The sequence below is a fragment of the Streptomyces sp. NPDC048277 genome, from assembly GCF_040652235.1.
GTDB lineage: Bacteria > Actinomycetota > Actinomycetes > Streptomycetales > Streptomycetaceae > Streptomyces.
In genome coordinates, this window is sequence record NZ_JBEZLQ010000005.1 from 147571 (window position 1) to 171691 (window position 24121).

Consider the following 24121-nt stretch of genomic DNA (forward strand, 5'->3'; position numbering starts at 1 on the left):
GCTCTGCAGGTTCCCTGCAAGCGCCCCACCAGGACTTCTACAGCCCCGACCCGGCTACGACGACGCGTCCTCCGCCCGCTCCCGCGCCTCCCGCGCGCCCACCGACCGGAACACCTCCAGCGCCTCGGCCCGGGCCGCCCGCGCGGACTCCGCGTCACCGTCCGCCGTCCACACCGCGGCCAGGTCCCGCACCGTGCGGGCCCGCCACAGCGGCAGCCCCAACTCCGCCCAGAGGGACGCCGCGTGCTCCAGCGGCGCCCGGGCCCCGTCGGTGTCCCCGGCCGCCAGCCGCTGCTCCCCGAGCGTGCGCAGCACCAGCGCCTCCCCGAACCGGTCCTGCCGCTCCCGGGCCACATCCAGACAGCGCACCAGCCGCCGTCCCGCCCCCTCGGTACGGCCCGTGCGCAACTCCACCTTCGCCAGCGACTGTTCGGTGTACATCGCGCCGAAGGTGTCGTGCAGCCCGGTGAAGATCCGCAGTGCCTCGTGCAACTGCCGTTCGGCGTCGGCGTACCGGCCCTCGGCCCGGTCGCACAGGGCGAGCGAGCGCACGGTGAGCGCCTCGCCGTGCCGGTCGGCGGCGGCCCGGTACAGCTCCAGGCCCCGGGTCAGGGCCTCCCGGGCCGCGGCCCCGCGCCCCTGCTCGCGGCGCACGTACCCGATGCCGTACAGCACCCGCGCCCGGGCCCCGACCTCGCCCTCGTCGCCGTACCGCTCCAGCGCGGCCTCCAGCAGCTCCAACGCCTCGGTGTAGCGGGCCTGTTCGCGCCGGGCGGTTCCCATCCCCGCGAGCGCCACCGCGGCCCCTTGCGGCACCCTCTCCCCGAACAGCCGCAGGGCGTCGGCGAAGTAGGCGTACGACTCCTCGAACCGGTCCTGCTCGTAACGGAGTTGACCGAGGCCGTTGAGCAGCCAGGCCTCGCCCTCGACGTCCCCGCTGCGGCGCACCGCCGCCATGGCCGCCGTGTGCGAGCGGGACCAGGCGTCGAACTGGTTGTACAGCGCGGCCGAACTCGCTATCAGCGCCCCGGCGAGGTCCCGGGCGGCCCGTGCCATCCCGTGGTCGGCGCAGTGCGTCACGGCGGCCAGCAGCCCGGCCTGCTCGGCGGCGAACCAGGCCGCGGGCCGGGCGAGCAGCGCCTCCTCGGTCTCCGGGTCGAGCGGGCGTACGGCGGCCGGTTCCGGGAAGTGCCGGGCCGCGCCGCCGGGGCCCCGGGCGGCGGCCTTCCTGGCGAGGTCCAGCCAGCAGCCGACCAGGCGCAGCACCGCGGCCGCGCGGTCCTCGGCGCTCTCCTCGGAGAGGCAGCGCTCACGGGCGTGTTCGCGGGCCAGGTCCTGGATGCGGTAGCGGGCGAGACCGGTGCCGTCCACCCCGATCACGTCGATGAAGTGGCAGTCCACCAGCCGCTCGACGGCCTCCTCGGCCTCCTCGGTCCCTATGTCCAGCAGGGGAGCGGCGACCCAGGCCGCGAAGTCCGGCAGGTCCAGCAGGGCGAGGCGGCGCAGGGCCCGGCGCTCCTGCGGGTCGAGGTCGGCGTAGCCGAGCTCCAGGCTGGTGCGCAACTCCAGGTCCCCGGCGCTGAGTTCGTTCAGCCGGCGCCGTTCGTCGCGGAGCCGTCCGGCGAGCCGGCCGGGCGCCCAGTGCGGGCGGGCGGCGAGCCGGGCGCCCGCGATGCGCACCGCGAGCGGCAGCCGCCCGCACAGGGCGACGATCTCGGCGGCCCGCTCCGGCTCCGCCCCCGTCCGCCCCTCACCGGCCACCCGGCGCAGCAGGTCGAGGGCCTCTGCCTCGTCCGGTACGGCGAGGTCCAGATGCGCGGCGCCCTCCAGCGCCACCAGCCGCCGTCGGCTGGTGATCAGCACCGCCGAACCGGGGCCCGGCGGCAGCAGGGGCCGTACATGTGCCTCACCGGCCGCGTTGTCCAGGACGACCAGGACCCGCCGGTGCCCGATGTGCGTGCGGTACAGGCCGGTCAGCTCCTCGACCCCGGAGGGCAGCGTGTCCGGGTCGACGCCCATCGCGCGCAGCAGCCGGGACAGCGCGTCGGCGGGCTCCAGCGGGGTGGTGTCGGCGGCCCGCAGGTCCACGAACAGGCGTCCGTCCGGGAAGAGTTCGGCGGTGCGGTGGCCGACGTGCACGGCGAGGGCCGTCTTGCCCATGCCGGAGCGCCCGGAGATCACCCCGATCGGCGGCGCGGTCCGGCCGGGGTCGCCCACGCCCCGCAGCAGCCCGGTGGCCCACTTGACCTGTCCGGCGCGGCCGACGAAGTCGGCGATGTCCGGCGGCAGATGGGAGGGCGCGGGCTTCGCCTCCCGGCTCCTCGGGGCGGGCACCGGTACCGGCCGTGCGGGCTGCCCGGTTCCCAGCACACCCGTGTCATGGGTCAGTACGGCCTGGTGGACCGCCCGCAGCTCCGGCCCCGGGTCGATGCCCAGCTCGTCGCGGAGCACCGCGCGGCCCTCCTGGTAGACGCGCAGCGCGTCGGAGACCCGGCCGGTGCGGAACAGGGCGGTCATCAGCTGGCCGCGCGGCCGCTCCCGCAGCGGATGCGCGGCCACATGGGCGAGCAGCGGGGCGATCGTGTCGTCCGCGCGGCCCAGCTCCAGGGCCAGCCCGAAGGACTCCTCCTCGGCCACCAGCCGCAGTTCCGCGAGGCGGGCCGCCTCGATCCGCGCGAACGACTGGCCGAGCCCCTCCAGCGCCTCCCGGCCCCGCCACAGCCCGAGCGCCCCGGCCAGCACCTCCGCGGCCTCCTCCGGACGCCCCGCGGACCGCCCCGCGGCGAGGAGGTGCTCGAAGCGGCGGGCGTCGACCCGGTCGGGGGGAAGGTCCGCGACGTACCCCGGGGGCCGGGTGCGGATCAGCTCGGCCGTGCCGACCCGGGCCAGGGCCCGTCGTACGGCGGAGACATGGGTGGCGACCAGGGCGCCCGCGGTGGCCGGCGCCTCCTCGTCCCAGACGAGGTCCACCAGGCGCTCGGTGGAGACGACCTCGCCCAGGTGGACGACGAGCGAGGCGAGGACGGCGAGGGGCCTGGAGCCGCCGAGCGGGGCCCGCCGGTCCCCGTCCCAGACCTCCACCGGGCCGAGCAGACGCACTTCGAACATCGATCCCCGATCGCCCGAGCGGATGCCGACAACGATATCGGCGGGCGTCGTCCGGGCAGCGCGAAGGCCGGGCCGGCGTGACCGGATCCGGTCCGTCCGATCGGTCGGACGGACCCTCCGCGACGCCCGGTGCGCCGAACGGGGAAGGGCCCGCCGGGGCTCCGGGGACGTCTCTCCCGGCCGGCGCAGTTGGCTGGTTTCTGTGGGTGGGCACAGAGTCCCCTGTGCGGGGGACGGGTGGCCGGCGGCCCTCGTATGACCGCGCGTCCGGATCCGCCACGAAATCCCCGCCCCGGAAATCCCTCGCGCGCACATGTCATACGAACGCCCCGCCCGCGCCGTCAACGGCCCGTAAGCACCGAGCCGTTCGCCGTACGCCGAGGGAGTTGCCCGATGAAGCGCCCCGCCTTCCGCCGCAAGGCCGTGCATCTGAGCGCCGTCGCCGCCGTGGCCGCGCTCGCCCTCACCGGCTGCTCCCAGGCGTCCGGCGGCGGCTCGGCCCCCACCGCCGCCCACCGGGCCCGCGACCTCACCTACGCGGAGGACCTCCGGGTCTCGGACGCCGAACAGCGCCTGGTCGCCCGGTGCATGGCCCGCCACGGGTTCCGCTACTGGACGGACCGCCCGCTGAGCCTGGCCGAGAGCAGGCCGCTCGGCTACGTCCAGGACGACGTGCGCTGGGCCCGCACCTACGGATACGGCAGCAGGATCACGGCGAAGGAGGACCGCGCCCGCCTGCACAACCCCAACAGCGCCTACCGCAAGGGCCTCACCGCCGCCCGCGGGGCCGCGTACGACACCGCGCTCGACGGCGGCCGGCGGGCCGAACTGCTGCGCACCGACCTCCCCGGCGGGGGCAAGGTCAGCAAGCAGACCGGCGGCTGCGACGGCGAGGCGGAGCGGCAGCTGTACGGCGATCCGGGGACCTGGTTCCGGCTCGACACCACGGCGAGCAACCTGCGCCCGCTCTACGTCGGCAAGCTGCTGCACGACATGCGGTTCACCGCCGCCGTGCACGCGTGGTCGGCCTGCATGAAGCGGGCCGGCCACCCCTACCCGGACCCCGACGCGGCCCGGCAGGCCACCCGGGAGCACCCCGCGGTGCAGACCCGGGCCGAGGAGGCCAGGAGCTTCGCCGCCGAGACCCGGATCGCGGTCGCCGACGCCGGCTGCGCCCGCGAGGTCTCCCTCAGGTCCGTGGGCCAGGACCGCGAGGCCCACTATCTGGCCCAGCTGGACGGCGCGTACGGCGCCCGGCTGGACGCCTACCGGCAGCTGCGCCTGACGGCGCTGGAGCGCGCCGAGCGCATCGTGCCCGCCCGCACCTGACGGCTGCCGGCACCCCATGACTCCGCGGCGCCCGCCGCGGCCCACTCCCACACCGACCGCCTCCGACGAGGCAGAACGGAATCCATCATGCGCAAAATGACCCTCGCCCTCACCACGCTGGCCCTCGCGGCCGTCGGCTTCGCCCTGCCGGTGAACGCCCAGGCCTCCGCCGGCTGCAACGCGCAGTGGCCGGGCCGCGACGGCAATGTGCGGGCCTGGAAGGACTGGGACTGCGCGGGCGGCCTGCTCGGCGTCAGCGCGGGCAACGACGCCGACTGGGGCGACAGCTCCGGCGGCTTCCAGGGCGTCGGCAACGTCGCCTCCTCCGTGATGAACAGCGGTTACGTCGGCGGCAAGGACGTCGTGGCCTTCTACTACTACGCCAACTACTCGGGCGGCTACGGCTGCCTGAAGCCGGGCGAGCTCTACGTGGACGACCTCACCCGGGACCACTTCACCGACGGCCACTCCATGAACGACAACATCCTCTCCCACCAGTGGGTGACGGAGAGCGCCTGCGCGGCGGGCTCCTTCATCAGCTGAGTCCCGGGCCTGCCACGGCCGTTCCGCGGCCGTGGCAGGCCCTGTCTCCTTACCGACTCCCTACCTCACGTACCGCCGACTTTCACATCAGCGCCACCGGACCCTTCCCTGACGTTCGCTGCCCTTGGAACACTCGCACCCGCGCACCATCCGCCCTGTTCCGGCCATCCGTACGTCAGGATGAGAGGTCGTTCACCCATGACCGAAGTAAACCGGCGCCGCTTCCTTCAACTCGCGGGCGCCACCACGGCGTTCACGGCGCTGTCCAGCAGCATCCAGCGCGCCGCCGCGCTCCCCGCGAACCACCGCACCGGGTCGATCGAGGACGTCGAGCACATCGTCGTCCTGATGCAGGAGAACCGTTCGTTCGACCACTACTTCGGCACCCTCAGAGGCGTCCGCGGCTTCGGCGACCCGCGTTCGGTCACCCAGAACAACAAGTCCGTGTGGAGCCAGTCGAACGGCACGAAGGACATCCTGCCCTTCCACCCGGACGCCGACGACCTGGGCCTCGCCTTCCTCCAGGACCTCCCGCACGGCTGGAGCGACACGCACACCGCCGTCAACAACGGCAAGTACGACAAGTGGGTGCCGGCCAAGGGCTCCACGACCATGGCGTACCTGAACCGGGACGACATCCCGTTCCACTACGCGCTCGCCGACGCCTTCACCATCTGCGACGCCTACCACTGCTCGTTCATGGGCTCCACCGACCCCAACCGCTACTACATGTGGACGGGTTACACGGGCAACGACGGCCAGGGCGGCGGCCCGGTCCTCGGCAACGACGAGGCCGGCTACAGCTGGACGACCTACCCGGAGCGCCTGGAGAAGGCGGGCGTCTCCTGGAAGATCTACCAGGACGTCGGCGACGGCCTGGACGCGGCCGGCGGCTGGGGCTGGATCCAGGACGCCTACCGCGGCAACTACGGCGACAACTCGCTGCTCTACTTCAAGCAGTACCAGAACGCCCAGCCCGGCGACCCGCTGTACGACAAGGCCCGCACCGGCACCGACGCCACCAAGGGCGAGGGCTTCTTCGACCGGTTGAAGGCCGACGTCAAGGCCGGCAAGCTGCCGCAGATCTCCTGGGTGGTCGCCCCCGAGGCCTTCACCGAGCACCCCAACTGGCCCGCCAACTACGGCGCCTGGTACGTCTCCCAGGTCCTCGACGCGCTCACCGCCGACCCCGAGGTCTGGGCGAAGACGGCCGTGTTCGTCACGTACGACGAGAACGACGGCTTCTTCGACCACCTGATCCCGCCGTTCCCGGCCGCCTCCGCCGCGCAGGGCAAGTCCACGGTCGACCCGAGCCTCGACCTCTTCAAGGGCGACACCAGCCACGCCGCCGGCGCCTACGGCCTCGGCCAGCGCGTCCCCATGCTCGTCGTCTCCCCGTGGAGCAAGGGCGGTTACGTCTGCTCCGAGACGCTCGACCACACCTCCATCATCCGGTTCATGGAGGCCCGCTTCGGCGTCCACGAGCCCAACATCTCGCCCTGGCGGCGGACCGTAAGCGGCGACCTGACCGCCGCGTTCGACTTCTCCCGCAAGGACACCAAGCCGGTCGCGCTCCCGGCCACGGACGGCTACCGGCCGCCGGACGACAAGCGCCACCCCGACTACGTGCCCACCCCGCCCGCCAACCCGTCCCTGCCCAAGCAGGAGCGCGGCTCGCGGCCCACCCGGCCGCTCAGGTACGCCCCGCTGGTGGACGGTTCGCTGGACGCGGCGGCCGGCACGTTCACGCTGACCTTCGCCTCGGGCGCGCACGCGGGCGCCGCCTTCCTGGTCACCTCCAACAACCGCGCCGACGGCCCCTGGAGCTACACCACCGAGGCCGGCAAGTCCGTCTCCGACACCTGGAACTCGGCGTACTCGGGCGGCTCGTACGACCTGACCGTGCACGGCCCGAACGGCTTCCTGCGCGCCTTCCAGGGCCCGGGCAAGGTGGCGGGACCCGAGGTCACCGCGCGGCCGGCCGGCGACGACATCGAGCTCACCCTCACCAACAGGGGCTCCGGCACGGTGAAGCTGAAGCTCGCCAACGGGTACGGCGGCCCGTCCTGCACGATCACCGTGCGGGCCGGCGCGACCGTGAAGCACACCGTCGACCTCGGGCGCAGCCGCCGCTGGTACGACGTGACCGTCACCTCCGACGCCGACGGGACCTTCGTACGGCGGTTGGCGGGGCACGTGGAGAACGGCCGCCCGGGCGTCAGCGACCCGGCGATCATCACGGAGTGACGGAACGATGAGGGCCGCATCGTGCGGGCTGGTCAGGTACCGGTCACATCGGGATAGTGTGCCCCGGTGACGACGCAATCGAACACTCCTGAAGGCTGGTACCCCGATCCGCACGGTGCGCCCCAGACGCTCCGGTACTGGGACGGCGCCAAGTGGACCGACCACACGAATCAGCAGGGCGCGGTGCCGGGGCAGGCCCCGGCCGCCGACGCCCGTGTCCAGCGGCAGGTGCAGCAGCAGGCCGGGGTCGCGGCCGGCGGCGCCGGTGGCGGCACCCTGTTCACCGAGCCGGTGCTGGTGGTGAACCAGAAGGCCAAGCTGATCGAGCTGACCAACGAGTACAAGGTCATGGACCAGAACGGCCGCGAGCTCGGCTCGGTGGTCGAGGTCGGGCAGAGCGCGCTGAAGAAGGTCCTGCGGTTCGTCTCCAGCCTCGACCAGTTCATGACCCACCGGCTGGAGATCCGGGACGCCCACGGGCAGCCGCAGCTGGTGCTGACCCGGCCCGCGAAGGTCTTCAAGTCCCGGGTGGTCGTGACGCGTCCGGACGGGTCGCCGGTCGGTGAGATCGTCCAGCAGAACATGATCGGGAAGATCAACTTCGCGATGAACGCGGGCGGCCAGAAGGTCGGTGCGATCAAGGCGGAGAACTGGCGGGCGTGGAACTTCGCGGTCGTCGACCACACCGACAACGAGGTGGCCCGGATCACGAAGACGTGGGAGGGGCTCGCGAAGACGATGTTCACGACCGCCGACAACTACGTCCTGCAGATCCATTACCAGCTGCCGGAGCCGCTGCTGAGCCTGGTGGTGGCGACGGCGCTGACCGTGGACACGGCGCTGAAGCAGGACTCCCGGGGGCTGGGCTGAGGTAGCCGCGCGGCTGCGGGTGCGTGGGGGCTGGTCGCGCCCGCGCGGCGGCAGCCGCATATCGTTGCAGCCCCGCGCCCCTGACGGGGCGCTTTTCAGAGAGCCGTGAGGTGTCCGGTCTCCGGCTTCTGGCGGGGGAGCAGTGCCTGTTCTGCCGCCGCCTTCGCCTCCTCCAGGGCCAGTACCGCAGCCACTGGGTGCGGCTCGTCCGGGGTGAGTGCGGCGAGTGGGGGTGACGGTGTCACGCGGGTGAGGAGGACCACGCCCCAGGACGCCAGGCCCGCGCCCGCCAGGGCGAGCAGGATGCCTGCGGCGCCTCCCTGGAGGCCCTGGCCCAGGAGGGTGAGGCCGATGACGGCAGCTGCCACCGGGTTGGAGAGGGTGACCACCGCCAAGGGGGCGCCCAGGCCGCCTCGGTAGGCCGTCTGGGACAGGAGCAGGCCGCCCACCGCGAACGCGGCCACCAGGAGCGCGACCACGATGACCTCGGTGCTGAGGACCGGGGCCGAGCGGTCCGTCGCCGCCACCGTCACCGTCTGGGTGAGGGCGGACGCGACGCCCGAGGCGAAGCCGGACGCGGTGGCGTGGCGCAGGCCCGGGCGGGTGCCGGGGCGGGAGAGGGCGCCGATCAGGGCGGCCGTCGTACCGGCGACCACGAGGGCCTCGGTGAGGCTGAGGACCTTGTGGGGCGCCGGGCCCGAGGCCGTGATCAGGAGGGCGCCGAGGCCGAGCAGGGTGAGGGCCGTGCCGTGCCACTCCGTGGCGCTGACCCGGCGGCCCGCCACCCGCGCGCCCATCGGTACGGCCGCGACCAGGGTGAGTGCGCCCAGGGGCTGTACGAGGGTGAGCGGGCCGTACTTGAGGGCGACGACGTGGAGGAGCGCGGCGCCCGCGTTCAGGCCGACCGCCGACCACCAGGCGCCGGAGCCGAGGAGTCGTAGCAGACCCGCGTCGGAGGTCTTCGAGGCGAGGCGCTCCTGGGCGACCGCGGCGGCCGCGTAGGCGACGGCCGAGACCAGGGAGAGCAGGACGGCGACGAGGGCGGCGGCGCTCATCGGCCCGCCCCCACCAGCGCGGGCTCTTCCACGGTGAGCCCCCGGGCGCCGCGTCCGGCCGTGGTGGCCGTGCGGTGCGGCGAGCGAAGCGAGATGGGGGTCCCCCCGGACGAAGTCTGGGGGCGGATCAGGGCGAGGGCGGTGCCGAGCATCGCGGTGGCGATGATCGCGTCCAGCCAGTAGTGGTTGGCCGTGCCGACGATCACGAGGAGGGTGATCGCGGGGTGCAGCAGCCACAGCCAGCGCCAGCGGGAGCGGGTCGCGACGATCAGGCCGGTCGCCACCATCAGGGCCCAGCCGAAGTGCAGCGAGGGCATCGCCGCGAACTGGTTGGAGAGGTGGTCGCTGGACGGCGGGCCGTACACGGACGGGCCGTACACGTGGGCGGTGTCGATCAGGCCGGTCGCGGCCAGCATCCGGGGCGGTGCCAGCGGGAACGTGAAGGGCAGCACCAGGGCGGCGGCCGTGACCACGGCGAGGACCCGGCGGGCCCAGACGTAGTGCGCGGGCCGGCGCAGATAGAGCCAGACCAGGAAGGCCAGCGTGGCCGGGAAATGAACCGTGGCGTAGTAGGTGTTGGCCAGATGGACGAGCGTGTCGCCGTGCAGCAGTGCGGACTGCACGGAGACCTCCGAGGGCAGACGCAGCGTCCTTTCCAGGTCCCAGATCCGGTGGGCGTTGTGCATGGCCTCGGCCGTATGGCCGGTGGCCAGCTGCCGCCCGAACTTGTAGACGAGGAAGAGTCCCGCGACGAGCAGGAGCTCACGGACGAGCGGCGGCCGGGCTATGGCGCCCGGCTGTGCTGCTGCCGGCTCGGACTGGGATCTCATCCCAGGCCCCCTCACTGACGGTGGTGCTGTGCCGAGTCCGGGCGGTGGCCCGAACTCACCGATACTCATCGATACGACAGCGTACCGATACGCGACTGTACCGATACGCCACTGTACCGATACGGCTGAGTACCGGTACAGTGGCGTATCGATAGACGTAGGCCACACTGGTTGTAGGTTTCCGTCGCGGCCGAACGGCGGGCGGGGCGCAAGTGATCCGTAAGTGATGCGCGAGTGAGGAGAAGGGCACATGACGTCGCAGGCCGCGGACGGACCGGAGACGGTCAACGCCTCGCGCCGCTCCAAGATCACGCCGGAGCGTGAGCGGGAGTTCTTCGACGCCGTGCTCGAACAGATCAGAGAGTGCGGCTACGACTCCGTCACCATGGAGGGCGTCGCCGCCAGCACCCGGTGCAGCAAGTCCACGCTCTACCGGCAGTGGAAGACCAAGCCGCAGTTCGTGGCGGCCGCGCTGCGGGCCAGCCGCCGGGTGCGCTTCGTCGGCATCGACACCGGGTCGCTCGCCGGCGACCTGCGCCAGGTCGGGCGGACCGCGGGCGACTGGTCGGGCAAGGACACCAAGATGCTCCAGGCGCTGGGGCACGCGGTCACCTCGGACCGCGAACTGGCGATGGCCCTGCGCGAGGCGTTGGTCGAACCCGAGATGGCCGCGCTCCAGGAGATCCTGCGCCGCGGTGCCGAGCGCGGTGAGGTGGCCGCCGGCCACCCCGCGCTGGAGTACGTCCCGGCCATGATGTTCGGAGTCCTGCGGATCCGGCCCATCCTGACCGGCGAGTACGCCGACTCCGCCTATCTCGTCGGCTTCGTGGAGGCAGTCGTGCTGCCGGCGCTCGGACTCACCTAAGACCCAGGCCGCCGTCCACGGGATGACTGGACGGTGACCTGCTCGCGCCGCACCGTGGGGACGGGGGCGGCGCGCACCCCCCGGCCGGGTGGGGCTCCCCTTTGAGCGGAGGGGCGCCCCACCCGGCCGACTGTTGTCCCGGGACCGTTACCGGGGCAGGTCAGACGGTCGTGCCGCTCCCGCCGCCGGAGGACACCTTGATGCCGGCGGTGATCGTGTCGATGACGGACTCCTTCTGGCCGACGTCGACGCCGAACCGGACCACGACGATCTGCGAGGAGTCGGCGGGCGACGGGAACGCCAGCGACTCGACATAGCCGTCGGCGCCCTTGCTGGTCACGGCCTTCCAGCGGACCAGATAGCCCTTCTGCCCGGCCACGGTGACCGCCTTGGAGGCCAGCACCTCGTGCGAGGTGATCGCGCCGTAGGTCTTGCCGCCGTACGACTCCTTCGCGTTCGCCGCGATGTCCGCCTTGGCGACCTCCTCGGCCGTGCTGCCCGAGGTGCCCAGCGCGAGCGCGGGCGCCGAGTAGGCACCACCGGTGGTGCAGGTCTGCGAGGTGTCACCGGGGCACTTGTAGGAGGAGTCGGAGGTGACCTGGGCGCCGACGCTGATCGCCTGCCCGGTCCAGCCGTCCGGCACCGGCATGCTGATGGCGTTGACGGCGTCCGACACCGTGCCGCCGCCCTTGACCTTCGGCGCCTCGGACTGGCCCGGCGACGGCGAGGCGCCCCCGCCGGAGCCGCCCGAGCCAGAACTGCCACCGGAGCCGGAACTGCCGCCCGACCCGCCGAACGGGAAGCCCTGGCCGCCGTTCTGGCCGCCGCTCTGCCCCTCGGGACCGCCCTGGCCGAAACCGCCCTGGCCGCCCGAGCCCTGCTGAGAGGCCTGGCCGCCGTTGTCACTGCCGTTGCCGGTGAGCGCGAACACGCCCACCCCGATGGCGGCCAGCACCGCCACGGCCACGCCGACGGCTATGCCGGTGCGCAGCCCGCGCTTGCCGGCCGGCGGCGAGGCGAGATACTCCGGGTACCCCGGATAGGCCTGGTACGCCGGGTAGGCCCCGTCGGCCGGCGGCTGCGGCGGGGGACCCCAGTCGGCGGCCGACCCGGCGGGGCGGGTCTGCTCCGTCCAGGCCTTGCCGTCCCACCAGCGTTCGGTGGCCGGACCGTCACTTGTCTGCCCGGGGTCGGGGTACCACCCGGGAGGAGTCACCTGCGTCATGCCCCCACCGTATGAGGCATCGGTGAAAGTCGGATGAGAGGATCCGGCAAGTTTCGGATGGGGGTCCACTCGGTTCACTCGATCCGCAGCCGCACCGGCGCATTCGGTGCCGGCGGCGGCACGCGCAGGCCGTCCCTGCCCGGGGTCAGCGAGCCCAGCACGCTCGGGTGCCGGGCGCCGGTGGCGGCCGGGGCGGTTCCCGCGAGGCCGTGCGCGGTGAGGAAGCCGAGGACCGCGAAGGCGTACGCCTCCTTCGCCGCCGCGGGCAGTCCCAGTTCGTCGGACGCGCGGACCGGGATCTCCGGCAGCAGGCCGCGGACCATCGCCATCAGCACCGGGTTGCGGGTGCCGCCGCCCGAGGCGACCACCTCCGTGGCACCGAGGCCCCGCACCGCGTCCGCCACCGTCCGGGCGGTGAGCAGAGTGAGTGTCGCCAGCGCGTCCTCGGCGGGCAGACCCGCCACGCTCCGCCAGTAGTCGGCGTGGAACAACTCCTTGCCGGTCGTCTTCGGCGCGGGCAGCGCGTAGTACGGCTCCTCCAGCAACCGGTCCAGCAGCCGCCCGTCCGGACGGCCGCGCGCCGCCAGCGCCCCGTCCACGTCGTACGCGGCCCGCCCGCCCGTGAACTCCCGGGCCGCCGCGTCCATCAGGGCGCACCCCGGCCCGGTGTCGAAGGCCGTGCCGTCCGGCGCGGTGAGGTTGGCGATCCCGCCGATGTTCAGCGCCACCGGTGTGCCCGGCCGCCCGCGCAGCCACAGCAGGTCGACCAGGCTCACCAGAGGAGCGCCCTGGCCCCCGGCGGCCACGTCCCGGGGCCGGAAGTCGGCGACCACCGGCAGCCCGGTCGCCTCCGCGATCCACGCCGGCTGCCCGAGCTGCAGGGTGCCGTGCACCCGGCCGCCCTCCGCCCAGTGGAAGACCGTCTGCCCGTGCGAGGCCACCAACTCGGCCCGCCCGCCACACAGTTCACGGTCGGCCCGGACGGCCGCCGCCGCGAACGCCTGCCCGATCCGGGTGTCCAGCAGACACACCCGCGCCAGCGGTACGGCCGCCGGCGGCAGCGCCCCCGCGAGGGCCTCCCGCAGCTCGTCGTCGTACGGCGTGCTCACCATCCCCAGCGGCTTCAGCAGCAGGGTGTCGCCGGCCAGGCGCAGGTCGGCGGCCGCCGCGTCCACCGCGTCGTACGAAGTCCCGGACATCAGACCGATCACCAGCATGTCCTCAACCCGCCTTCCCGGGCGACGGCCTGACGAGCGCGAGCACACTGACCGCGCAGGTCGCCGCCGCGTAGTAGCCGGGAACGTCCAGATTCCCGGTGCGCCTCACCGCCTCCGTGATGATGAGGCCCGCACAGCCCGAGAACACGGCATTGGACAGGGCGTAGGCGAGTCCTAGGCCGGTGCAGCGCGCCCGCGCCGGGAACATCTCCGCCAGCATCGCCGGCCCCGGCCCGGCCAGCAGCCCCACCACCGCGCCCGCCCCGCACAGGGCCGCGCCCTTCGCCCCGGACGAGACCCCCTCGTCCTGAAGGAGGTGGAACAGCGGCAGGGCCAGCACCACCACCAGGCCGGCGCCCGTCAGCATCACCGGCCGGCGTCCGACCCGGTCGCTGAGCAGCCCCGCCGGGAGGATCGCCGCCGCGAAACCCAGGTTCGCCAGCACGGTCGCCAGCAGTGCCTCCCGGAAGCCGGTGTGCAGCGCGGTCTGGAGGTACGACGGCAGCACCACCAGGAAGGTGTACCCGGCCGCCGACCAGCCCATCACCCGTCCGGCGGCCAGCGCGACCGCCCCGGCCGGCACACGCACGGACCGTACCTCCCGCTCCTGGAACTCCGGCGTCTCGTCCAGCCCCATCCGCAGCCACAGCGCGAGCGCGCCCAGCGGCAGCGCCAGCAGGAACGGCAACCGCCAGCCCCAGTCACTGAACTGGCCGACCGTCAGAAAGGTGGACAACCCCACCGCCACCCCCGCCCCGCCCAGGAGCCCCAGCGCCACGGTGAACGACTGCCACGCCCCGTACAGCCCCCGTCGCCCCGGCGGCGCGAACTCCGTCAGCATCGCCACCGCCCCGCCGAACTCCCCGCCGGCCGACAGCCCCTGGACCGCCCTCAGCAGGGTCAGCAGCCAGGGCGCGAGTGCACCGGCCTGCGCATACGTCGGCAGCAGGCCGATCAGCGCGGTGGCGCCCGTCATCAGCGCGACCACCAGGATCAGCACCGGCCGCCGCCCGAGCCGGTCGGCCAGCCGGCCGAACAGGGCCGCGCCCAGCGGACGGAAGAAGAACGCCAGTCCGAACGAGGCGTAGGTGCGCACCAGCCCCTCGGCCGCGCTCCCGCCCGCCGGGGTGAAGAACCGCTCGGCGACGACCGTCGCGACATAGCCGTAGACGGCGAACTCGTACCACTCGATGAAATTGCCGACCGAGCCCGCCGCCAGCGCCCGGAGGGGCCGGTTCCGCTCGGTGGTCGCGCGATCTTCGGAAATCAGGTTCATGTGCCTGCCCGTTGACGGTCCGTTCGTTCCACAGCGGCAGGTCGGGGCCGTGCCGCGTCGCCCGGACGCACCCGCTTTCACCCGTCACGGCAACAGCTGCCGGGACCCGCCTCCGGACAGCCAACAGGACGGCTACGCTCGAGGTCTGTACGTCGTTCGGGCGACTTGGGGAGGTAACGGGATGACGGAGGAACAGCCCCCAGGGGGCGCCGCCGCTCCCCTCTGGGAGCGCGACGCGGAGATCGCCGCCATCACCGAGGCACTCGACGTCCTGTGCGCGGACCGGTCCACCTCCGGAAACCTGCTGGTCCTGCGCGGCGAGGCGGGACTCGGCAAGACCGCGCTGCTGGCCGAAACCCGCCGCATCGCCGAGCGCCGCGGCTGCACCGTCTGGTCCACCCGCGGTGGCGAGACCCTGCGCAGCGTCCCGTTCAACGTGGTACGGCAGCTGCTCCAGCCGGCTCTGGTCTCCCTGCTCCCCGAGGAGGCCCGGGAGTACCTCGGCGACTGGTACGACATCGCCGGGCCCGCCCTCGGCATAACCGACCCGGGCGACCGCCAGGCCGACCCGCAGGGCGTCTGCGACGGCCTGGTCGCCGCCGTGCGCCGGCTCGCCAAACGCGAGTGGCCGCTGGTGCTGCTCATCGACGACGCGCACTGGGCCGACCAGGAGACCCTCGCCTGTCTCGCCGCCTTCGTCGAACGCCTCGACGACCTGTCCGTCCTGGTCCTGGTCGCCCGTCGGCCCGGCGAGGTCAGCGGCGACAGCGCCCGCTACCTCGACGCCGTGGCCGCCGCGGCCGGCCACCCCGTCCACACCATCACCGCCCTCACCCCGGACGCCACCGCCGGACTCACCCGCGCCACCCTCGGCGCGCACGCCGACGCCCCGTTCTGCCGTGAGGTCTGGGCCGTCACCGGCGGCAACCCCTACGAGACCGTCGAACTCCTCGCCAAGGTCCAGGACAGCGAGGTCGAACCGGTCGAGGCCAGGGCCGGCGAACTGCGCGCCCTCAACCGGTCGGCCAGGGGCGGCGGACTCGTCACCCGCCTCGAAGGCCTCGGCATCGACGCCACCCGGTTCGCCTGGGCCGCCGCCATCCTCGGCACCGGCATCTCCGTCGACCTCGTCGCCCAGCTCGCCACCATGGCCGTCGACGACGCCGAGCGCTGCGCCGAACTGCTGCGCACCGCCCGCATCCTCACCGAGCCCGACCCGGCCGGCTCCCGCTCCCACGCCGGTGACCTGGAGTTCGTCCACCCGCTGATCGCCACCGCCGTCTACAACTCCATCCCGCCCGCGATGTGCACCGCCATGCACGGCATCGCCGCGCAGATCGTCATCGACGACGGCCGGGGCATCGCCGAGGCCTCCCGCCATCTGCTGAAGGTGCACCCGGACGACGACGAGGAACTCGTCCAGCAGCTGCGCGACGCGGCCAAGGAACACCTCGCCGTGGGCGCCCCGGACGCGGCCCGCCGCTGCCTCGAACGCGCCCTGCTGGAACCGCCCGTACCCGAGGTCCACGCGCGCGTGCTCTACGAACTGGGCTGCGCCACCCTGCTCACCAAGCCCGCCGTCACCATCGACCATCTGCAGAGCGCGCTCGGCATGCCCGGCCTCGGCGGTGCCGAACGCGTCGACGCCGTCTTCCGCCTCTCACAAGCGCTCCTCCACAACGACCAGCTGGAGGAAGCCGTCCGCACGGTCGAGGCGGAGGCCGCCCGGCACGAGGAAGGACCCGCGAAACTCCGGCTCCAGGCCGTCCAGTTCATGTGGGAGGGCATCGCCGGCGAGGCCGTCTCCCCGCGCCGCTCCGAACGCCTCGCCACGCTCGCGGCCATCTGCACCGGCCGCGACAACTCCGAGCGCGCCCTGCTGATGCTGCGCGGCTTCGACCTCCTCATCCAGGGCGAGAGCGCCGAGGAGGTCGTCGAACTGTGCGACCGCGCCCTCGTCAACGGCCGGCTCGCGCCCGGACTCGGCTGGACCGACACCGAGTGGGGCATGGAACTCCTGCTGATGCTCGCCAACTCCTACGTCTACACCGACCGCCTCGACCGCGCCGAAGCCCTCTACAACGAGGCCCTGCGCGCCTACGAGTCCTCCGGCTGGAGCGGTGGCCACCTCGCCCTCGCCCATGCCTACGTCGGCCTCGGCCACCGCAGGCGCGGGCGGCTGCGGGAGGCGGAGACCTCGCTGCGGGAGTCCCTGCGGATCGCCGAGCGGGTCGGGCGGCGGCTGCCCCTGTACTGGACCGCCACCTGCAACCTCATCGACACGCTGCTCGCCCGCGGCCATGTCGGGCAGGCCTGGGAGACCGCCGAGCAGTACGGCTTCGCACCGCCGTACCCCTCCACGATCGTGATGCCGGACCCGCGGTCCGTCCGCGGCCGGCTGCTCCTCGCCGTCGGCCGCACCAAGGAGGCCGTCAACGAACTGGAGGCGGCGGAGAAGGCGGCCGCCGCACGCGGTCACTTCAACCCCGTGGTCGTGCCCTGGGCACTCGACCTCGCGCGGGCCCTCGCGGGCGAGGACCCGGCGCGGGCGGCGCGACTCGCCGCGGATGCCCGGCGGCAGGCCGAGCGGTTCGGCACGGACACGGCGATCGGTGAGGCCCTGAGGTGTGCTGCCGCGCTGGAGACCGGGCAGCGGCAGGTGCGGCTCGCCTCGCAGGCGGTCGCCTATCTGGAGGCCTCGCCGTGCCAGTACGAGCACGCGGCGGCGCGGGTGGAGTACGGGATCGCCGCGCGCTCGGTGGCCGAGCTGAACCGGGGGGTGGCGTTGGCCCGGTCCTGTGGCGCGGACGGGTTGGTCGCTCAGGCTCGGGAGGTCTTGGACACGGGCCGGGGGCTGCGGTGACGGGCGGCGGCGCGAAGCTCCTCGGCCGGCCGCTCGGTACGGCCGGGGGCACGGCCGTACCCGCGACCGGCAGGGTCAGCCTTCTTCTTCCGCCAGCACCCGCTGGGCCGCCGCGAACGCCGAGTTCGCCGCCGGGACCCCGCAGTACACGGCCGTCTGCAGCAGCACCGCGCCGATCTCCTCCGGGGTGAGCCCGTTGCGCCGGGCCGCCCGGACGTGCATGGCCAGCTCCTCGTAGTGGCCGTGGGCGACCAGCGCGGTGAGGGTGATCATGCTGCGCTCGCGGCGGGAGAGCGTCGGGTCGGTCCAGATCTCGCCCCAGGCGTAGCGCGAGATGAAGTCCTGGAAACGGGCCGTGAAGGGCGTCTGGCGGGCCTGCGCCCGGTCGACGTGCGCATCGCCGAGCACCTCGCGGCGTACGGCCATGCCCCGCTTGGCACCCCCGTCGAGATGGGAGCGCAGGGCGGTGAGGACGGCCTCGGGGCACTGTGCCGGCGCCAGGTGGGAGGCGCCCGGCAGTTCGACCAGCGTGGACGCCGGCACCGCGTCCGCGATCTCCCGCAGATGCGGCGGCGGGGTCGCGGGGTCCTGACGGCCCGCGATCAGCAGGGTACGAACGGCGATCTCACCGAGCCGGTCGCGCAGGTCGAAGGCGGCCAGCGCGTCGCAGCACGCGGCGTACGCCTCCGGGTCCACCGTCCGCTGGTCCTCGACCAGCCGCGGCACGGTGAAGCCGGGCGTGAACCACCGGCTGCCCGCGTTCTCCGCCAGCCACTCCACGCCCTCCCGGCGCACCCGCTCGGCCCGCTCCTCCCAGGGCCTGGACCCGTTGAAGTGGGCCGAGGAGCAGATCACGGCCAGGCTGTCGAGCCGGTCCGGGTGGTGGACCGCCAGATACAGGCCCACGGCCCCGCCCAGCGAGACACCCGCGTACGAGAACCGGTCGATGCCGAGCGAGTCGGCCAGCGCGAGCACCAGGTCGGCGAGGTCACCGACCGTCGCGCCGGCCTTGATCAGGCCGGGTGCCGAACCGCCGTGCCCCGGCAGGTTCCAGCGCACCACCCGGTGGCCGATCGACAGTTCGGGCGCCACCGCGTCCCACAGCGCGTACGAGGTGCCCAGCGACGGCCCCAGCAGCAGTGGGGGAGCGGAAGTGGGGCCCTCGGCATGGTGATTGAGCAGCTCACTTGTCAACGTCGCTCCAGTGCACGGTCGGTGAGGGCACCGGCGGAGCCGGTGTAGCGGGCGGGGTCCGTCAGGTCGTCGAGGTCGACGTCCTTCAACTCGGGTTCCTCGGCGAGCAGTTCGCGCAGCGAGCGGTGCTCGGTGTGGGTACGGCGGGCGAGTTCGGTGAGCAGTGCCTTCGCGCGGGCCCGGCCCAGGACGGGGGCCAGTTCCGCGGACAGCCGTTCGGAGACGATCAGACCATGGGTGAGATCAAGGTGCCGGCGCATCGCCTCAGGGTGCACCCGCAGCCCCTCCGCCAGTTCCGCCGCGTCCCGGGCCGCGCCTCCGACGGTCCGCAGCAGGTCCCGCAACGGCTCCCACTCGGCATGCCAGGCCCCGGCCGGCCGCTCGTCCTCCGCGACCAGGGAGCCGTACAGGACGGCCGCGAGCTGCGGGGCCCGCCGGGCGGCGGCCGCGACGAGCGTGGAGCGCACCGGGTTCGCCTTGTGCGGCATCGCCGACGAGCCGCCCCCGCTGCCCTCGGCGACCTCACCGATCTCGGTGCGGGACAGGGTCAGCACGTCCACGGCGACCTTGCCGAGCGCTCCGGCCGTGAAGGCGAGACACCCGGCGAGATCGGCGATCGGCGTGCGCAGGGTGTGCCAGGGCAGGAGCGGGGCGGCGAGGGCGAGTTCGCGGGCGTAGGCCTCGGGCAGCGCTTCCGGGTTCGTGGCGCCGTACGCCCCGAAGGCCGCCAAGGTGCCTGCCGCGCCCGCGAGTTGCACGGGCAGCGACGCACGCACCCGGGCCGTGCGGTCCCGGGCGTCGAGGACCAGCGAACGCCAGCCGGCCGCCTTCAGCCCGAACGTCGTCGGTACCGCGTGCTGGGTGAGTGTCCGGCCCGGCATCGGCGTGTCACGGTGCCCGGCGGCCAACCCGGCCAGGGCCCGCTCGGTGCGCCCGAGGTCGGCGAGCACCAGGTCCAGGGTGCGGGTGGCGACCAGCATCGTCGCCGTGTCCATGATGTCCTGGCTGGTCGCACCCCGGTGGACATACGGCCCGTACTCCGCGCCGACCGCCTTCGTCAGATCGGCGACCAGCGGGATGACCGGGTTGCCGCCCGCGCGGGCGCGCTCCGCGAGGGCGCCCACGTCGAAGCGGCCGGGATCGGCGGCCTCGGTCACGGCCGCGGCGGCCTCGGCCGGGGCCAGCCCCAGGGTGGCCTGGGCGCGGGTGAGGGCCGCCTCCGCGTCCAGCAGCGCCCGCAGATAGGCGCCGTCGCCGGTCGCGGACGCGGCGGCGGAACCGGCCCATCCGGGGCCGAGCAGCCCGGCGTCACCGCCGTGGTGGGGGACTGATGTCACTGGAACTCCAGGAAGACCGTCTCGCCTTCGCCCTGAAGGCGGATGTCGAAACGGTAGGTCCCGTGGCCCTCATCGGTGGCGATCAGCGTGTCGCGCCGCTCGCCCACCCGGGTGAGCAGCGGGTCGGCGGCGAGCGCCGCGTCGTCGCCCGGCAGATAGATCCGGGTGAACAGGTGCACCAGGAGCCCGCGCGCGAACACGCACACGCTGAGGTAGGGCGCGCTCCCGCCGCGGGCGCCGGGGCGCAGCGTCCGCGCGTACCAGTGCCCGTTGGTGTCCGTCTGGATCCGGCCCCAGCCGGTGAACTCCACGCCGTTGCGGCCCAGGTAGTCGCCGGTCGCCGGGTCGCGCCGGATCGAACCGTCGGTCGTGGACACGTTCCCCTCGGGGTCCGCGCCCCACAGTTCCACGAACGCGTCGGGCAGCGGGTTGCCCTCGCCGTCCAGGATGTACCCGTGGACCGTGACCGTGTCCGGGTGCCCGAGGGGCGCGATCTCCTCGCCGCCGCGGAACGGCAGGGCGTACCCGTAGAAGGGGCCGACCGTGTGCGACGGGGTGGGCAGCACGTTCTCCGGGCTGCTCGTGTCGATCTTCGTCATGGCGGGTCAGCGTCCTTCTTCGATCCAGGTGGCGGTCGGGCCGTCCAGCACGATGTCCCAGTGGTAGCCCATCGAGAACTCGGGCACGGACAGGCTGTGGTCGTACGTCGCGACCAGCCGCTGCCGGGCCGCGTCGTCCGTCACCGACTGGATGATCGGGTCGTACGGGAACAGCGGGTCGCTCGGGAAGTACATCTGCGTCACCAGCCGCTGCGTGAACGCCGAACCGAACATCGAGAAGTGGATGTGGGCCGGGCGCCAGGCGTTGAGGTGGTTGCGCCAGGGGTAGGGGCCCGGCTGGATGGTGGTGAAGTGGTAGCCGCCGTCGGCGTCGGTGATCGTACGGCCGACACCCGTGAAGTTCGGGTCCAGCGGGGCGTCGTGCTGCTCGCGCTGGTGCGCGTAGCGGCCCGCGGAGTTGGCCTGCCAGATCTCGATGAGCTGCCCCCGGACCGGCCGGCCGTCCCGGTCGAGCAGCCGCCCGGAGACGGTGATCCGCTCACCGATGGGCTCACCGTTGTGCTGCCGGGTCAGATCGTTGTCTATCCCGGTGATGTCCCGCTCCCCGAAGGCGGGCGAGTGCAGCTCCACCAACTCGGGGTCCTTGCCGGTGTCGATGGCGACCAGGGGCTGCCGCGGGTGGCGGAGACCGGAGGACCGGTAGGGAGCGTAGTCCCGCCGGGGGTGGTTCTCGACGGGGGCACCTTCGGCAACGCGCTTCTCATAGGCGGCGTGCTCGGCGGCGATCTCAAGGTCGATGTCAGCTTGGGTGAGTGTCATAAGAAGTCCTAGGTGAAGCGCCCCCTCAGGGGCGCGGGGAACTGCGCGACCAGCCACAACGCACCCGCAGGTGCCCTACGACCTATCGCTCAAGAACCAACGCGAGCCCTTGCCCCACGCCGATGCACAGCGTGGCAACACCCGTACCGCTTCCACGCCGCGCCAGCTGATGCGCCACGGTCCCGGCGAGTCGCGCCCCCGACGCACCCAGCGGATGCCCCAACGCGATGGCCCCGCCTTGCGGGTTGAGAATCGCCGGGTCGAACTCGGGCCACTCGGCAACGCATCCGAGCACCTGCGCCGCGAACGCCTCGTTCAGTTCCAGCACTGAGAGGTCGGCGAAGGTCTTGCCGGCCTTGCCCAGCGCACGCGTCACCGCCTCGACGGGCGCGAGCCCGAAGTAGTCGGGGTCCAGCGCGTGCACACCGGTCGCGGAGACCCGGGCCAGCGGCTCCCGCCCGAGGGAGCGCAGCCCCTCCTCGTCGGCCAGCAGCAACGCCGCCGCACCGTCGTTGAGCGGGGAGGCGTTGCCCGCGGTCACCGTGCCGCCCTCCGCGCGGAAGGACGGCTTGAGCCTGGCCATCGCGGCGAGGGAGGCGTCCGGCCGTACGCATTCGTCCGCGGCGAAGACCACCGGCCCGCCCTTGCGCTGCGGGATGGACACCGGCGCCAACTCGACGTCGAACAGCCCCTGTTCCTGCGCGGCGGCGGCCTTCTGGTGGGAGGCGAGGGCGAACTCGTCCTGCTGCTCGCGGCTGATCTTGTGCTTGTCGGCGATACGTTCCGCCGACTCGCCCAGCGGGATGGTCCACTGCGGGTCCATCTTCGGGTTGACCATCCGCCAGCCCAGCGTGGTCGAGTACAGCTCGGCATGCCCGGCGGGGAACGGCTTGTCGTTCTTGGGCAGCACGTACGGCGCCCGCGTCATCGACTCCACACCGCCGGCCACGGCGATGGACGCGTCGCCGGCCGCGATCGCGCGGGCCGCCTGGATGACCGCCTCCAGCCCGGACGCGCACAGCCGGTTGACGGTGACACCTGGGACGGAGGTGGGCAGGCCGGCGAGCAGCGCGGCCATCCGGCCCACGTTGCGGTTCTCCTCGCCGGCGCCGTTGGCGTTGCCGAAGTAGACGTCCTCGATCCGCGCCGGGTCCAGGCCGGGGGTGCGGGCGAGGAGCTCACGGATGGCGTGCGCGGCCAGGTCGTCCGGACGTACGCCCGCCAGGGCGCCGTTGTAGCGGCCGACCGGCGTGCGGACCGCGTCGACGATGTACACCGTGTTCACAGCAGACCCTCCGGGACAGTGAGCTTCGCGTCGGTCTTGGCGACGATCTCCTCGACGCCGACCCCGGGCGCGGTCTCCACGAGCACGAGTCCGTCGTCCGTGACGTCCAGCACGGCGAGGTCGGTGATGATCCGGTCGACGCACCCCTTGCCGGTCAGTGGCAGCGCGCACTCCTCGAGGATCTTCGGAGCACCGTCCTTCGCGGTGTGCGTCATCACGACGATGACCGTGCGGGCGCCGTGGACGAGATCCATCGCCCCGCCGATCCCCGTGACCAGCTTCCCCGGGATCGCCCAGTTCGCCAGGTCACCCTTGGCGGAGACCTGCATGGCGCCGAGGACGGCGACGTCGATGTGCCCGCCGCGGATCATCGAGAAGGACAGCGCCGAGTCGAAGAAGGAGGCGCCCGGCAGGACCGTGACGGTCTCCTTGCCGGCGTTGATCAGGTCGGGGTCGACCTGGTCCTCGGTGGGGTAGGGGCCGGTGCCCAGGATGCCGTTCTCCGACTCCAGGATCACCTCCACCCCCGCGGGCAGGTAGTTCGGGATCAGCGTGGGCAGCCCGATCCCGAGGTTCACGTACTGCCCGTCCTGAAGCTCACGCGCCGCCCGCGCGGCCATCTCCTGGCGCGTCCAGGCCATCAGCTGCTCACCGTCCGCTGCTCGATCTTCTTGTCCGCCGCCTGCTCCGCCGTCAGTGCCACCACCCGCTGCACGAAGATCCCCGGCAGATGCACCGTGTCCGGGTCGATCTCTCCAGGTTCCACCAGTTCCTCGACCTCGGCGATCGTGACCTTGCCGGCCATCGCCGCGAGGGGGTTGAAGTTGCGGGTGGACTTGTTGAACACCAGGTTCCCGTGCCGGTCGCCCTTCGCAGCCCGCACCAGCGCGAAGTCCGTGCGGATGCCCCGCTCCAGCACGTACTCGGTGCCGTCGAAGTCCCGCACCTCCTTCGCCGGGGAGGCGAGAGCGACCCCGCCCTGGCCGTCGTAGCGCCAGGGCAGTCCGCCCTCGGCGACCTGTGTGCCCACACCCGCCGGGGTGTAGAACGCCGGGATCCCGGCGCCGCCCGCCCGCAGCCGCTCGGCCAGCGTGCCCTGCGGGATCAGCTCCAGCTCCAGCTCACCCGCCAGATACTGACGCGCGAACTCCTTGTTCCCGCCGATGTACGACCCCGTCACCCGGGTGATCCGGCCGGCCGCGAGCAGGACCGCGAGACCCGTCTCCATCGCCCCGCAGTTGTTCGAGACGACCGACAGCCCGGACACACCTCGCTCGTACAGCGCCTCGATCAGTACGTTCGGGACACCGCTCAGCCCGAAACCACCCACCGCCAGCGACGCGCCGTCCGGTACATCGGCCACCGCCTCCCCGGCTGTGGCGACCACCTTGTCCATCCGTGAAGCCCCATCTCTTCCTGGCGCCCGGTGACGCGCTCGGCGTCTGATTAATCAGGAAATTAATCAGGGCACTGAGTATTTCAGTGAGATGTCCTTCAC

At 73.1% G+C, this 24121-nt stretch carries 19 protein-coding genes; 6 read left to right on the plus strand and 13 right to left on the minus strand.

The window, feature by feature from the left end:
• Window positions 1-54: 54 nt before the first annotated feature.
• A complete protein-coding gene (locus AB0D85_RS13505; protein ID WP_362318367.1) occupies window positions 55-3108 on the minus strand; it encodes a BTAD domain-containing putative transcriptional regulator in 3054 nt (1017 codons plus the stop codon).
• Window positions 3109-3501: 393 nt separating this feature from the next.
• On the opposite strand from AB0D85_RS13505, the gene AB0D85_RS13510 reads away from it, so the two are divergent.
• From AB0D85_RS13510 to AB0D85_RS13525, 4 genes are all read left to right on the plus strand, one after another.
• Window positions 3502-4437 carry a hypothetical protein gene (locus AB0D85_RS13510; RefSeq protein ID WP_362318370.1) on the plus strand — a complete coding sequence of 312 codons (936 nt, stop codon included), beginning with the start codon at window positions 3502-3504 and terminating at the stop codon, window positions 4435-4437.
• Window positions 4438-4524: 87 nt separating this feature from the next.
• On the plus strand, window positions 4525-4980 hold the full coding sequence (locus tag AB0D85_RS13515; RefSeq protein ID WP_362318373.1) for a hypothetical protein: 456 nt from the start codon (window positions 4525-4527) through the stop codon (window positions 4978-4980).
• Between the two features lie 198 nt (window positions 4981-5178).
• Window positions 5179-7227 (plus strand): phosphocholine-specific phospholipase C, encoded by a 2049-nt coding sequence (locus AB0D85_RS13520; RefSeq protein WP_362318376.1) that lies wholly within the window; start codon window positions 5179-5181, stop codon window positions 7225-7227.
• 66 nt (window positions 7228-7293) lie between these two features.
• A complete protein-coding gene (locus AB0D85_RS13525) occupies window positions 7294-8097 on the plus strand; it encodes a phospholipid scramblase-related protein (RefSeq protein ID WP_362318379.1) in 804 nt (267 codons plus the stop codon).
• A 95-nt stretch (window positions 8098-8192) separates the two neighbouring features.
• Here AB0D85_RS13525 and AB0D85_RS13530 read toward each other — a convergent pair whose 3' ends face one another.
• Together AB0D85_RS13530 and AB0D85_RS13535 are read right to left on the minus strand one after the other, a co-directional pair.
• Window positions 8193-9152, minus strand: coding sequence for a DMT family transporter (locus AB0D85_RS13530; protein ID WP_362318382.1), 960 nt, complete (start codon window positions 9150-9152; stop codon window positions 8193-8195).
• A complete protein-coding gene (locus AB0D85_RS13535; protein WP_362318385.1) occupies window positions 9149-9982 on the minus strand; it encodes a phosphatase PAP2 family protein in 834 nt (277 codons plus the stop codon). The genes AB0D85_RS13530 and AB0D85_RS13535 overlap by 4 nt, the downstream gene beginning before the upstream one ends.
• Window positions 9983-10232: 250 nt before the next feature.
• Here AB0D85_RS13535 and AB0D85_RS13540 point away from each other — a divergent pair, with 250 nt between their 5' ends.
• Window positions 10233-10847, plus strand: coding sequence for a TetR/AcrR family transcriptional regulator (locus tag AB0D85_RS13540; RefSeq protein WP_362318388.1), 615 nt, complete (start codon window positions 10233-10235; stop codon window positions 10845-10847).
• Window positions 10848-11007: 160 nt separating this feature from the next.
• On the opposite strand, the gene AB0D85_RS13545 is transcribed toward AB0D85_RS13540, so the two are convergent.
• The 3 genes from AB0D85_RS13545 to AB0D85_RS13555 form a co-directional block, all read right to left on the minus strand.
• Complete coding sequence (locus AB0D85_RS13545; RefSeq protein WP_362318391.1) at window positions 11008-12072, minus strand: DUF2510 domain-containing protein; 1065 nt, start codon at window positions 12070-12072, stop codon at window positions 11008-11010.
• Window positions 12073-12146: 74 nt separating this feature from the next.
• Entirely contained in the window at window positions 12147-13289 is a 1143-nt protein-coding gene (locus tag AB0D85_RS13550) for an anhydro-N-acetylmuramic acid kinase (protein ID WP_362318394.1), read from the minus strand.
• A 4-nt stretch (window positions 13290-13293) separates the two neighbouring features.
• Window positions 13294-14565 carry an MFS transporter gene (locus AB0D85_RS13555; protein ID WP_362318396.1) on the minus strand — a complete coding sequence of 424 codons (1272 nt, stop codon included), beginning with the start codon at window positions 14563-14565 and terminating at the stop codon, window positions 13294-13296.
• Between the two features lie 181 nt (window positions 14566-14746).
• On the opposite strand from AB0D85_RS13555, the gene AB0D85_RS13560 reads away from it, so the two are divergent.
• On the plus strand, window positions 14747-17428 hold the full coding sequence (locus AB0D85_RS13560) for an AAA family ATPase (protein WP_362318398.1): 2682 nt from the start codon (window positions 14747-14749) through the stop codon (window positions 17426-17428).
• Window positions 17429-17503: 75 nt separating this feature from the next.
• Here AB0D85_RS13560 and pcaD read toward each other — a convergent pair whose 3' ends face one another.
• From pcaD to AB0D85_RS13595, 7 genes are all read right to left on the minus strand, one after another.
• Window positions 17504-18622: a 3-oxoadipate enol-lactonase gene (pcaD, locus tag AB0D85_RS13565; RefSeq protein ID WP_362318401.1), complete on the minus strand. Its 1119-nt coding sequence runs from the start codon at window positions 18620-18622 to the stop codon at window positions 17504-17506.
• Window positions 18619-19959 carry a 3-carboxy-cis,cis-muconate cycloisomerase gene (pcaB, locus tag AB0D85_RS13570; RefSeq protein ID WP_362318404.1) on the minus strand — a complete coding sequence of 447 codons (1341 nt, stop codon included), beginning with the start codon at window positions 19957-19959 and terminating at the stop codon, window positions 18619-18621. The genes pcaD and pcaB overlap by 4 nt, the downstream gene beginning before the upstream one ends.
• The gene (gene pcaG, locus AB0D85_RS13575; protein ID WP_362318407.1) at window positions 19956-20558 is read right to left on the minus strand and encodes a protocatechuate 3,4-dioxygenase subunit alpha; all 603 of its coding nucleotides are present in this window, start codon (window positions 20556-20558) and stop codon (window positions 19956-19958) included. The genes pcaB and pcaG overlap by 4 nt, the downstream gene beginning before the upstream one ends.
• A 6-nt stretch (window positions 20559-20564) precedes the next feature.
• On the minus strand, window positions 20565-21338 hold the full coding sequence (pcaH, locus tag AB0D85_RS13580) for a protocatechuate 3,4-dioxygenase subunit beta (RefSeq protein ID WP_362318410.1): 774 nt from the start codon (window positions 21336-21338) through the stop codon (window positions 20565-20567).
• Between the two features lie 82 nt (window positions 21339-21420).
• Window positions 21421-22623 carry a thiolase family protein gene (locus tag AB0D85_RS13585; RefSeq protein ID WP_362318413.1) on the minus strand — a complete coding sequence of 401 codons (1203 nt, stop codon included), beginning with the start codon at window positions 22621-22623 and terminating at the stop codon, window positions 21421-21423.
• Window positions 22620-23264, minus strand: a complete 645-nt coding sequence (locus AB0D85_RS13590; RefSeq protein ID WP_362318416.1) for a CoA transferase subunit B — start codon at window positions 23262-23264, stop codon at window positions 22620-22622. The genes AB0D85_RS13585 and AB0D85_RS13590 overlap by 4 nt, the downstream gene beginning before the upstream one ends.
• Window positions 23264-24019: a CoA transferase subunit A gene (locus tag AB0D85_RS13595; RefSeq protein WP_362318418.1), complete on the minus strand. Its 756-nt coding sequence runs from the start codon at window positions 24017-24019 to the stop codon at window positions 23264-23266. The genes AB0D85_RS13590 and AB0D85_RS13595 overlap by 1 nt, the downstream gene beginning before the upstream one ends.
• Between the last annotated feature and the right edge of the window lie 102 nt (window positions 24020-24121).

Bases quoted from the DNA above. Each gene is read 5' to 3' on its own strand.
- AB0D85_RS13505 (WP_362318367.1), bottom strand. From the start codon at position 3,108: ATGTTCGAAGTGCGTCTGCTCGGCCCGGTGGAGGTCTGGGACGGGGAC.
- AB0D85_RS13510 (WP_362318370.1), top strand. From the start codon at position 3,502: ATGAAGCGCCCCGCCTTCCGCCGCAAGGCCGTGCATCTGAGCGCCGTC.
- AB0D85_RS13515 (WP_362318373.1), top strand. From the start codon at position 4,525: ATGCGCAAAATGACCCTCGCCCTCACCACGCTGGCCCTCGCGGCCGTC.
- AB0D85_RS13520 (WP_362318376.1), top strand. From the start codon at position 5,179: ATGACCGAAGTAAACCGGCGCCGCTTCCTTCAACTCGCGGGCGCCACC.
- AB0D85_RS13530 (WP_362318382.1), bottom strand. From the start codon at position 9,152: ATGAGCGCCGCCGCCCTCGTCGCCGTCCTGCTCTCCCTGGTCTCGGCC.
- AB0D85_RS13535 (WP_362318385.1), bottom strand. From the start codon at position 9,982: ATGAGATCCCAGTCCGAGCCGGCAGCAGCACAGCCGGGCGCCATAGCC.
- AB0D85_RS13540 (WP_362318388.1), top strand. From the start codon at position 10,233: ATGACGTCGCAGGCCGCGGACGGACCGGAGACGGTCAACGCCTCGCGC.
- AB0D85_RS13545 (WP_362318391.1), bottom strand. From the start codon at position 12,072: ATGACGCAGGTGACTCCTCCCGGGTGGTACCCCGACCCCGGGCAGACA.
- AB0D85_RS13550 (WP_362318394.1), bottom strand. From the start codon at position 13,289: ATGCTGGTGATCGGTCTGATGTCCGGGACTTCGTACGACGCGGTGGAC.
- AB0D85_RS13555 (WP_362318396.1), bottom strand. From the start codon at position 14,565: ATGAACCTGATTTCCGAAGATCGCGCGACCACCGAGCGGAACCGGCCC.
- AB0D85_RS13560 (WP_362318398.1), top strand. From the start codon at position 14,747: ATGACGGAGGAACAGCCCCCAGGGGGCGCCGCCGCTCCCCTCTGGGAG.
- pcaG (WP_362318407.1), bottom strand. From the start codon at position 20,558: ATGACGAAGATCGACACGAGCAGCCCGGAGAACGTGCTGCCCACCCCG.
- pcaH (WP_362318410.1), bottom strand. From the start codon at position 21,338: ATGACACTCACCCAAGCTGACATCGACCTTGAGATCGCCGCCGAGCAC.
- AB0D85_RS13590 (WP_362318416.1), bottom strand. From the start codon at position 23,264: ATGGCCTGGACGCGCCAGGAGATGGCCGCGCGGGCGGCGCGTGAGCTT.
- AB0D85_RS13595 (WP_362318418.1), bottom strand. From the start codon at position 24,019: ATGGACAAGGTGGTCGCCACAGCCGGGGAGGCGGTGGCCGATGTACCG.